This is a genomic window from Mycobacterium sp., assembly GCF_035314665.1.
In the GTDB taxonomy this organism is placed as follows: domain Bacteria; phylum Actinomycetota; class Actinomycetes; order Mycobacteriales; family Mycobacteriaceae; genus Mycobacterium.
Genome location: NZ_DATFZD010000401.1, coordinates 1 through 10,127, shown reverse-complemented (window position 1 = coordinate 10,127; position 10,127 = coordinate 1). Strand labels below are relative to the sequence as shown.

Annotated in this window: 8 protein-coding genes and 1 pseudogene; 5 read left to right on the top strand and 4 right to left on the bottom strand. The window is 63.1% G+C overall.

Annotation, left to right across the window (positions count from 1 at the left end):
• Together VKI00_RS28650 and VKI00_RS28645 are read right to left on the bottom strand one after the other, a co-directional pair.
• Window positions 1–372, bottom strand: a pseudogene (locus tag VKI00_RS28650) (ABC transporter permease); the annotation flags it as partial.
• Window position 373: 1 nt separating this feature from the next.
• The gene (locus VKI00_RS28645) at window positions 374–1,168 is read right to left on the bottom strand and encodes an ABC transporter permease (protein WP_324444244.1); all 795 of its coding nucleotides are present in this window, start codon (window positions 1,166–1,168) and stop codon (window positions 374–376) included.
• Window positions 1,169–1,537: 369 nt separating this feature from the next.
• On the opposite strand from VKI00_RS28645, the gene VKI00_RS28640 reads away from it, so the two are divergent.
• The gene (locus VKI00_RS28640) at window positions 1,538–2,209 is read left to right on the top strand and encodes a TetR/AcrR family transcriptional regulator (RefSeq protein ID WP_324444242.1); all 672 of its coding nucleotides are present in this window, start codon (window positions 1,538–1,540) and stop codon (window positions 2,207–2,209) included.
• A gap of 44 nt (window positions 2,210–2,253) precedes the next feature.
• Here the strand turns inward: VKI00_RS28640 and VKI00_RS28635 are convergent, their stop codons facing one another.
• Entirely contained in the window at window positions 2,254–2,571 is a 318-nt protein-coding gene (locus VKI00_RS28635) for a hypothetical protein (RefSeq protein ID WP_324444240.1), read from the bottom strand.
• Window positions 2,572–2,850: 279 nt separating this feature from the next.
• Between VKI00_RS28635 and VKI00_RS28630 the strand changes: the two genes are divergently transcribed.
• Both VKI00_RS28630 and VKI00_RS28625 read left to right on the top strand, forming a co-directional pair.
• The gene (locus VKI00_RS28630; protein WP_324444238.1) at window positions 2,851–3,303 is read left to right on the top strand and encodes a universal stress protein; all 453 of its coding nucleotides are present in this window, start codon (window positions 2,851–2,853) and stop codon (window positions 3,301–3,303) included.
• A gap of 18 nt (window positions 3,304–3,321) precedes the next feature.
• Window positions 3,322–3,804: an adenosine-specific kinase gene (locus VKI00_RS28625; protein WP_324444246.1), complete on the top strand. Its 483-nt coding sequence runs from the start codon at window positions 3,322–3,324 to the stop codon at window positions 3,802–3,804.
• Window positions 3,805–4,112: 308 nt separating this feature from the next.
• Here VKI00_RS28625 and VKI00_RS28620 read toward each other — a convergent pair whose 3' ends face one another.
• Window positions 4,113–5,711 carry a stealth family protein gene (locus VKI00_RS28620; RefSeq protein ID WP_324444236.1) on the bottom strand — a complete coding sequence of 533 codons (1,599 nt, stop codon included), beginning with the start codon at window positions 5,709–5,711 and terminating at the stop codon, window positions 4,113–4,115.
• 253 nt (window positions 5,712–5,964) lie between these two features.
• Between VKI00_RS28620 and VKI00_RS28615 the strand changes: the two genes are divergently transcribed.
• A complete protein-coding gene (locus VKI00_RS28615) occupies window positions 5,965–7,353 on the top strand; it encodes a CehA/McbA family metallohydrolase (protein WP_324444234.1) in 1,389 nt (462 codons plus the stop codon).
• 81 nt (window positions 7,354–7,434) lie between these two features.
• Entirely contained in the window at window positions 7,435–10,071 is a 2,637-nt protein-coding gene (locus tag VKI00_RS28610) for a GH92 family glycosyl hydrolase (protein WP_324444232.1), read from the top strand.
• Window positions 10,072–10,127 lie beyond the last annotated feature (56 nt).

The following is a 10,127-nucleotide window of genomic DNA, read 5'->3' as shown; positions in this document are numbered from 1 at the left end:
CACAAACCGCACATTGATCATTGCGGCCAAAAATCCGGTGAATGCCTCGACACCGATATTGCCCAGCGACGCGAAGCCCTGGATGGCGACCAGTGAGCCCGCGGACATGGTGATGAAGCCGACGATGGCGGCGGTGCCACCGACCACAGCCATTGCCCCGGTACCCATCCCCATCTGGGCAATCATCCGCAGCAGCTCTTTGTGGTAGCGGCGCAGAGCGAAGGGGATCAGCCCGACTGCGGTTAGTGCGAACCAGACCATCTCCCCGAGCTCGGTCAGTTGCCGGGCCGGCGCGTCGCGGTATCGACTGAGGGCGACGGCTGCCCGCGGGAAGCGGTGATGCGGGACGATGGCCGCGATAGACGTAGCCATGTCAGCGCCCCGTTCCGAACCGAACACCGATAGTCGTCATCACCGCGTTAACCGCGAACAGCGCGATGAAACTTATGACTACCGTTTCGTTGACGGCAGTGCCCAGGCCTTTGGACCCGCCGCGGACGATCAACCCGCGATAACAGCCGACCAAGCCGGCGATCAGCCCAAACGTCGCGGCCTTGATCATCGAGATCACCACCTCGGGCATGCCGGTGAGCACTGTCAGCGTGGAGAGGTAGGCACCGATCGACACGTTCTGCAGGTACACGCTGAAGAGGTAGCCGCCTGCCAGGCCGACGGCGATCACGAGGCCGTTGAGCAGCACCGCGACGGCCGTCGAGGCAACGACGCGAGGCACCACCATCCGGTGGATCGGGTCGATGCCGAGCACCTCGAGCGCGTCGATCTCCTCGCGGATGGTGCGGGCGCCGAGGTCGGCGCAGATCGCGGTGGACCCCGCGCCGGCGACCACCAGCACCGTCACGATCGCGCCGAGCTGGGTCACCGTGCCGATCGCCGCGAGCGCCCCCGATGCGTCGGCGGCGCCGAACTCGGCCAGCAGGATGTTGAGCGTGAAGATGAGTAGCACGGTTTCCGGGATGGACACCGCGATAGTGGGCAGCAGCGACACCCGCATCAGGAACCAGCCATTAAAGATGAACTCGCGCCATTCGAACGGCTTCATCAGGGCTTTGCCGGTCATCACGGACATCCGGAAGAACCCGCCGGCCACTTCCGTCCCTGGTCGGATCCGGTCGCGTACTTTGCCGGTAATCAGGTGCGAAGTAGTCATTGGCGCAGCTTCGGGTCAGTGAGGTAGTGCCTTGAAAAACGCTTCACGAGAACACTTTTGGGGTGTGACATGAACGACGTCGCCGGGCCGCCGGTCTCGGTTCCCAGCCTCGGGCCTCGCGTCGCCGTCGTCTGCGTCACGCAGTAACTATTGCATTTGACCGTCCGTACAGTCAATAACGGAAAGGTCGGCATCGCCTGGCGACGGGACGGGCCCAAAATCCATCGGCGAACTACTAGCTATATTAGCGCTACCAGGAGTTATAGTGTGTTGCCGTTGCCGCACGCTGACGAAGCCCCAAGTTAGGGGAGACTTCCGACCCGAAGTATGATAGACCGTCCGTACGGTTAGTTATCTCGGAGGGTTGCGATGCCCCGATCGCCCGGCAGACGCAGCGAGATTCTCGACGCGTTTGTCCGCTACGTCGCCGAACGTGGCTATGACAGAACGAATCTCGGCGATATCGCCGACGAGCTTGGCATGTCTAAGGGCACCATCGTTCATCACTTTGGCACCAAGGCGCAGATGCTGCGGGAGCTTGAAGAGGCCCACCTGGCCTGCGAGCTCGAAGCGCTGCAGATGGTATGGGACCGCCTGGCCTCGCCGCACGAACGCATCGCCGCGATGGTCTATACCTCCGCACTGCTACAGGTGATCGCCCGCAACGCGACGGTGGCAAGCCAGCGCGAGGTGGTCCAACTGTCCGATGACCCAGCGATGCAGCAAGTGCGAAAGTTGCGCCATCAACTGCAAACGCTCACGATCGACGAGATCCGCAACGGTATAAGCAGCGGCGTATTCCGAAGCGTCGATGCCGAATTGGCGGCGCTGCAGCTGTGGGGATCGCTGCAGTGGATGTGGGTGTGGTTCGACCCTGTCGGTTCCCGGACACCCGAACAAGTCGGGGCCGCATTCGTCGACGTGTTCCTCGGCGGTTTGCTGCTTGACCGCCTGGGGCTGAGCAAGTGGGCGGACCCTTCCACGGACATAGTCTCGGTGGTGCGCGAATGCCTTGCGGCGGTAACGGGCGCGACAGATTGACGGCATAGCCGCAGAATCCGAGCCCCCAACCGGAACCGTCGAGGTCAGAGGGCCTGCAACGTCCTGGATCCGCGGAACCCGTCCGGTGCGGTGACAACGTACATGTTCGCACCGGGCGCTGACTTGACTTCTCCGGCGGCGAACATGGTCATGAGCTCTCTGCCATCGCTGTCGGCAACACACACATACGTGTCGGTCTCAGCGTCGTAGTCGACGCTGTCCCAACATAATACGAATGCTAAGCAGTTGCCTTCGCCGTCGGTGATGACGAGCTTGTGCACACCTGACCTTTTCAATAGCTCGGCATCTTGCTCGCGTTGTTGAGACAGCCCGTTGTTGCGGACCGTTACGCGGTCTAACATCTCGTACCTCCTTAGCGAGGTCGTCCCGGTCTTCGTGGAATTTCAGTTGACGGTCCCCACCTGAGGCCTACCGGATGGCAGGTCTTCGGATGAACCACCACGAATACCCAAGGAAGGGGACCGCTATGAAAACCGTACCCACTGTTCGCCCTGGGTGTGACCGATATCGCCCGCGTCCCGCGAAGATTTGCCAACTTGGTTTCGCGAAATTTTCAGGCTCCGCTGAATTGGCGAGTTACTGTCTGCGATAGGCATTGCAAACGACGCTGCGGAGGGCAAATGACGGCCTACAAGACTGTGGTGGTCGGCACCGATGGCTCGGAGTCTTCGCTGCGTGCGGTCGACCGTGCGGCCAAGATTGCCGCCGACTCGGACGCGAAGCTGATCATTGCGACCGGCTACTTCACCCACGCGGAAGATAAGCGCGCGGCCGACGTCCTCGGGAAAGAGGCCTACCTGGTGCAGGGCAACGCGCCAATCTACGCGATGTTGCACGATGCCCGCGACCGAGCCAAGGCGGCGGGGGCGAAGAACATCGAGGACCGGCCGGTCGAAGCCGCTCCGGTGCATGCGCTGGTAGACCTCGCCGAGGAGGTTGGGGCGGACCTGCTAGTGGTCGGCAATGTGGGACTAGACGCACGATCCGCGATCGTCGGGCGGCTGTTCTCGATCCCCGGGGCTGTCGCCAGCCGGGCCAAAATCGACGTACTGATCGTTCGCACCGCTGGCTGATCGGTGGCCGCAACGCCGCTGTCCTGGGATGTCGTTCCCATTGAAAAGCCGGACGATGTCAACGTTGTGATCGGACAGGCGCACTTCATCAAGACGGTCGAAGACCTGCACGAGGCAATGGTTGGGGTAGGCGGGTCACTACGGTTTGGGCTGGCCTTCTGCGAGGCCTCGGGAGCGCGGCTGGTGCGCCGCACCGGCAATGATGCTGAGTTGATCGAGCTTGCGACCTCTAATGCGCTGGCCATCGCGGCCGGACACTGCTTCGTCATTTTCTTGCGCGGGGGGTTTCCGCTCAGCGTGCTCAACCCGGTGAAGGCGGTGCCCGAAGTCTGCACAATCCACTGCGCCACAGCGAATCCGGTCGACATCGTGCTCGCGGTGACGCCGCGTGGTCGCGGCATAATCGGCGTGGTCGACGGAGAAACCCCCGTCGGGGTGGAGACCGATGAGGATGTTGCCGAGCGCCGCGATCTGTTGCGCGCCATCGGCTACAAGCTCTGAAGTTGCTACACGGTCAGCACGTCAGAATCGGCCGATAGGTCGGCTTCAAGTATGTCAAATGCGTTCTGCAGGACGGTCTTTCCCTGATCGATAAAGCCCGGGGCCTGCCCGATGTCGATGGCATCCTGGCGGGCTCGGATTTGCCTGGGCCGGAACGGTTGTCGGGGAGGGCACCGGGGCGTCCTACCATTCGGCGTTGTGGATCTGCCTTGCCATCGGCATCGCCGCTCTCGCGACCAGCCTGATCATCAAGCCGAGAGTTTCCGCCAATTCCGGGCACAGCCACTGATCATCCGCACCACTGCTCGTCAAGCACCGTTCGATGGCGTCAACGTCATCGGCTCGGCAAAACCGGGCTGATCGATGTCAGCGGTGACCTTCTCCCAGGGAGCGGGTATGGGGAAATACCGTTCAAGGAAATCCTTGACCCGTTCGGTGCGCTCGACCGCCGAGACTTCGGGGAAGCTGCTGTCGTTGAGGCAGAAGAAGTGATACCGGCGTCTCTTCCGCAGCTCGGTAAGGAGATCGAGTCCTTCGCGGGTGGTGGTGTTCACGTACAGCACTTTGGCTTTTTCTTGCTGGACGGCGCGGCCGGTCATCAGCGCGTAATAGTGGTAGAACGAGTTGGTGACCGAGATATCGGTGCTGGACCGAAACGCGCTAGCCTGAGTGCGGGCGAATTCTTTTGGGAATTCTCGTTCCATCTCGCTCAGTATGCTTTTGCGCAACGGAACTGCAGCGTGTTCCAGATGGCGGGTGGTGACCTGTCCGAACCGCTCGAAGAGCAGCTGTCGGTTGACTCGAGCGGCGTTTTCAAAGCCGCTGCGGGTGGGATCGTTGGCACCGAGCCCTATCCGGGTCTTGGCTTCGATGAACCTCGTCACCCCGCCGGGCGAGAAGAACACGCTGGCTCTGAGCGGTCGGCCGAAAAACATGTCGTCGTTGGAGTAGAGGAAATGCTCAGCCAGCTCTGGAATGTTCTGAAGTTGGCTCTCGACCGCATGCGAGTTGTAGGTGGGTAGCGCCGCGGGATCCGAGAAGTGTTCTGTCGCACGAACGATGGTGATCTTGGGGTGCTCGGCCAGCCAGGATGGGAGGACCGAATCGGTCGCAATGAAGATCCGCCGCACCCACGGCGCAAACATGTTCACCGACCGCAGCGCGTACTTCAGTTCGTCGATCTGCCGAATGCGCGCTTCGGCGTCGTCGCCTTCACCGACCACAACCTCCGACATCTGTGCCGCCCGGCGGGCCAGAAACTCCGGGTCACCGCCGTCGACCCAGGAGAACACCATGTCGATGTCAAATGTCACGTCGCTGGTATGTGGGGTGAACATCCCCTTGATCGTCGGCCACTTATATCCGTAGAGCTTTGCGGTTGCGGGCACCACTTCTCTCCGCGGCAGTACCGTACGCGTCAGCGAGTTCTCGACGGGGCAACGGATCACCGTCTCCTCGTACGCCCAGAATTGCAGCTCAACGCCGAACCTGGAGCCGTACCGAAAGCCGCCGGGCGCGATCCGCCGCCGGTACAGCCGCACGATACGCGGATCGTCCAACCTGGATAACCTGCCTTCGGCCAGTAAGATGGGTGAAAGCCCGCGAACATCAACTGTTTTGGCGTACATCGGTTCGGTGGCGCAGGCGGTCGGTAGCTCGGTCTCGACCGCTGAGCGCAGGTCGATATCGATGGCGAGAACCGGACGGTTCTTGTGATCACGGATCAACAAGAACGGAATATTTGCCTTTTTCAGGATCTTCCGGACAAAAACGAGATCCTCGATCTGCGCCTCATGCGGGGTCAGGCTGGACTCCAGACGCGCGAGTCGTCCGCTGCGAGAGACGATGACCGGCTTGTCGGTGCTCTGGACTGGCCGAACACCGTTGCTCGAGGCGACCTTGGTCATCGCAAACACCGCCCTCTTTGGCGTTGAACGAGTTGTCTGTTGCGGTCAAAGCCGCTTACTAGCCCGCACGGACGCGTAAACCGAGCGGTTCCAGTTTAGTTCTTCTCGGAGCCCTTCAACGTTGTCAGCTCAGTGAACTTTCTTCGTCCATCAGCTTTTGCTGCGCGGACTCGTCAACCCTAAACCCGCTCGTCGGCCAGCGTTCGTGTCGATGTAACGGTTAGTTACGTCCTCGTGTTGGATGCTGGCAGCCATGAGCATCGCGACGGTCGCGCCCGGTGCGATTGAGGTTACGTTCGCCGGACGTTTTGGATTTGGCATCTACCGCTGGGCTTACCTGCCATTCGACGTGCCACCGGGGGTGCAGCGCATTCGAGTTACCACGTCTCACTCGAATTTCGGCGTCGGCGGTTTGGCCCAAAACGTGTTGGATCTAGGCATCTTTGGGCCAGCCGGCTACGACTTAGGCAATGCAGCCGGGTTTCGGGGCTGGTCGGGCGGCGCCCGCGACAGCTTCGAGATCTCAAGCAATTACGCCACCCCGGGCTATCTGGCCGGCCCGATCGAGCCAGGTACGTGGGCCGTTGCGCTTGGTCCGGTGGTGTTAAGCCCTTGGGGGATGACGTGGGAAGCGCAGGTCACGATGGAGCGCGGGGAACCGCTGGCGGAATGCGGGCCGGTGGTCGAGTTTCCGCCGCCGCCGTCGGTCACCGGAGCGCGGTGGTATCGCGGGGACCTGCATCTACACACCGTCCACTCCGACGGCCGGCGTGCTCCCGACGAATTGGCGGCGGTTGCCCGCGCCAGCGGGCTGGACTTCATCGTCTCGGCCGAGCACAACACCAACTCGGCCAACCGGGCATGGTTGACGCACCGTACCGGCGGGCTACTGGTGATTCCCGGTGAGGAGGTCACCACCCGCCACGGGCACTGGCTGGCTGTCGGCCTGCCGCCGCACGGCTGGGTCGACTGGCGATACGGCCCAAGCGACGGGGTGTTTCCGCGCTTCGCCGCCGAGGTCCGCGAAGCCGGTGGACTGGTGGTCGCCGCTCACCCGTCGGTGCCGATGCCGGGGTCGGCGTGGGAGTTCGGTTTTGACCACGTGGATGCGCTCGAGGTGTGGAACGGTCGGTGGAACCTCGATGATGAACTGTCGCTTCGTATTTGGCAGCGGCTGCTGCTGCAGGGCCAACGCGTGGTGGCCGTCGGCGGCAGCGACTCGCACGGCGAACACCAGCAGGTCGGCTCTCCGCAAACGGTCGTGCACGCGGACGGACTGTCAGCACCCGCGATTATCAACGGGCTGCGTTGCGGCCGTTCGTACCTCGCTCGATCATGCGACGTCGCGCTGGAGCTGACCGCGAGCAGCGACGATGGCATGGCCGGTCCCGGGCAGACACTGCAGGTGCCACCCGACGGGTCGGTGACGGTGACCGCCGTGGTCAGCGGCGCCCCGGGCACGAGCGTTGCGCTGATCACCGCGGCGGGCCGGGTGCGACAGGCGACGGTGGGGTCGTCGGCCCGGCTGCAATGGGAACTCGACGCCGCGTCGGCGCGCTTCGCGCGCCTCGAGGTGCGAGAAGCGCAGCGGCGACCGCTCGGGGCAATGGTCGCGTTGACAAATCCGGTGTGGCTACGCTGAGAACATTGCGACACATCCACGGTGCGGCTACGCCAACGTGGATGTGGCAGGCGGTAACGTCCGTGCCGGGAAGAGATAGCGATGTGGTCAAGAAGGCGCTTCGCCGCCCTCTTGGGGGCGGTGCTGCTGGTCAGCGTGATGCTGGCCAGCGCTGTGCCCACGTCGAACGACCCGCCGGTCAACGTCGCGAATCCGGTCGACCACGTCGACACGCTGATCGGTACCGGGACGGGTGGCCAGCGGGTGGGGGAGATCAACAACTTCCCCGGTCCCTCGGTGCCGTTCGGGATGGTGCAGTACTCGCCTGACACCGCCGGCAACTACGCCGGCTACGACCACGGCAACAAGCAGGCCACCGGATTCAGCATGACGCACGCCTCGGTGGGGTGCGCGGCGTTCGGTGACATCTCGATGCTGCCGACCACCACGTCGATCGGCTCCGAACCCTGGGACCGCACCGAGGAGATCGCCCACGACGACACCGAGGTCGGTGTGCCCGGCTACTACTCGGTGCGGTTTCCCGCGACGGGTGTGACTGCCGAACTCACCGCAACCACCCACACCGGCGTGGGCCGGTTCATCTACCCCGACAACGGTCGGCCCGCTCTGTTGCACGTGAATTCCGGTGCGTCGCTTGGGGGTACCTCCGCCGCGAACATCCAGATCGGCGACGACAACACGACAATCACCGGATCGGCGACCAGCGGCGGCTTCTGCGGCAAGGACAACGTCTACACGGTGTACTTCGCGATGAAGTTCAGCCAGCCGTTCACGTCCTACGGTACCTGGGACGGCTATTCGATCTTTCCCGACGGCCGCAGCGCGTATTCGAGTTACTCCGGATCCAGCGGGGGATACGTCGGATTCCCAACGGGCTCGCGCATCGAGGTGCGCACCGCGCTGTCCTATGTCAGCCTCGAGGGAGCGCGAGCCAACCTCGCCGCCGAGAGCCAAGCCGACTTCGACAACGTGCGCGCCGCCGCGGCGAAAGAGTGGAACGACAAGCTCTCCCGCATCGCGATCGCGACCTCCGACTACGACGACGTCAAGACCTTCTACACCGCGCTTTACCATTCGCTGTTGAATCCCAACACCTTTAACGACGTCGACGGTCGCTATATCGGATTCGACGGCGATGTGCACACGGTTGCCGCGGGGCACACCCAGTACGCCAACTTCTCCGACTGGGACACCTATCGGGGACTCGCCGCGCTGCACGGACTGCTCTTTCCGGACCAGGCCAGCGACATGGCCCAGTCGCTGGTGACCGACGCCGAGCAGAGCGGGTCGTTTCCGCGGTGGGCACTGGCGAATACCGCGACCGCCGAGATGACCGGCGACAGCGTCGTCCCGCTGATCGTCAACTTCTACGCCTTTGGTGCCAAGGACTTCGACGTCAACATGGCGCTGGGCTACATGGTCAACGCCGCGACCAAAGGCGGCGACGGGCTCAACGGCTACATCGAGCGACCAGAAATCGCCACCTACCTACAGCGCGGCTACCTTCCGCTGAACGCGAACTCCTGCCAGGGCGGCGCGATCCCCGGCGCCTCGATCACCTTGGAGTGGTCGGTCGACGACTTCGCGATCTCCCAATTCGCCGACGCAATAGGCGATTCCGCGACCGCCACCGAATTTCAGAACCGGGCGCAGTACTGGCAGAACCTGTTCAACCCCTCCACTCACTACATCTCGCCCCGCGATGCCATGGGCTTTTTTCCTCCGGGTCCCGGGGTCGTGGAGCCCGCCGCGGGTTGCTTCAGCCAGCTCGGGTTCGACGAGGGCAACGCCGAGCAATACGTCTGGTATGTGCCGCAAAACATCGCGGGCCTGGTGACGGCTCTCGGTGGTCGAAAAGCGGTGGGGGACCGGCTTGACCGCTTCACCAAGCAGCTCAACGTGGGCCCCGAAGAGCCTTATCTGTGGGCCGGCAACGAGCCGGGTTTCGAGGTGCCGTGGCTGTACAACTACATCGGTCAACCGTGGAAGACCCAGCAATTAGTCGACCGGGTACGCAGCGAATTGTTCACTCCCGCACCCGATGGCGAGCCGGGCAACGACGACCTCGGCGCGATGTCCAGCTGGTACGTGTGGGCCGCACTCGGGCTCTACCCGAGCACACCGGGGACCTCGATCCTCACCCTGAACACGCCGCTTTTCGATCACATCGAAATCACGCTGCCCGCAAGCAAGTTCATCAAAATGTCGGCGTCGGGCGCATCCGGGCCCAACCGGATGAAGTACATCAAGAGCCTTCACGTCGATGGCCGGCCCACCGATAAGACGTACCTTCCGGAGTCGATCATCCATACCGGCGGCGAACTAGCGTACTCGCTTTCGCCGCGGCCCGACAAAGCCTGGGGCTCCGCCGACTCGTCTGCGCCGCCATCGTTCGGCGCGGGCAGTTCGGCAGTGGCAGTGAACGTTTCGCCTGCCGTCGTCGAAATCGCACACGGAGGGTCGAGCAATGTGACCGTCGACGTGCAACGGATGATCGATGGTCCAACCGGCTACATCATCACCGGTACTTCGGGCACCAAGGGAATCAAGGCGGCCAAGACATCGGGGCAATTCGGCGCCGACGGATCGGCCAGCGCGACCGTCGCCATCACGGTCGACAAGTCGGTACCCGATGGCTATTACCCGCTCGTTCTGACCACCAGGGTCGGCGACGGCTCCACGACATTCAAGCTGCTCGTCACCGTCGATCAGGACTGATCCCGTCGCAATCGATGAGCAGATGCCGCGGGCCGCGGAACACCTGGCTGATGCGG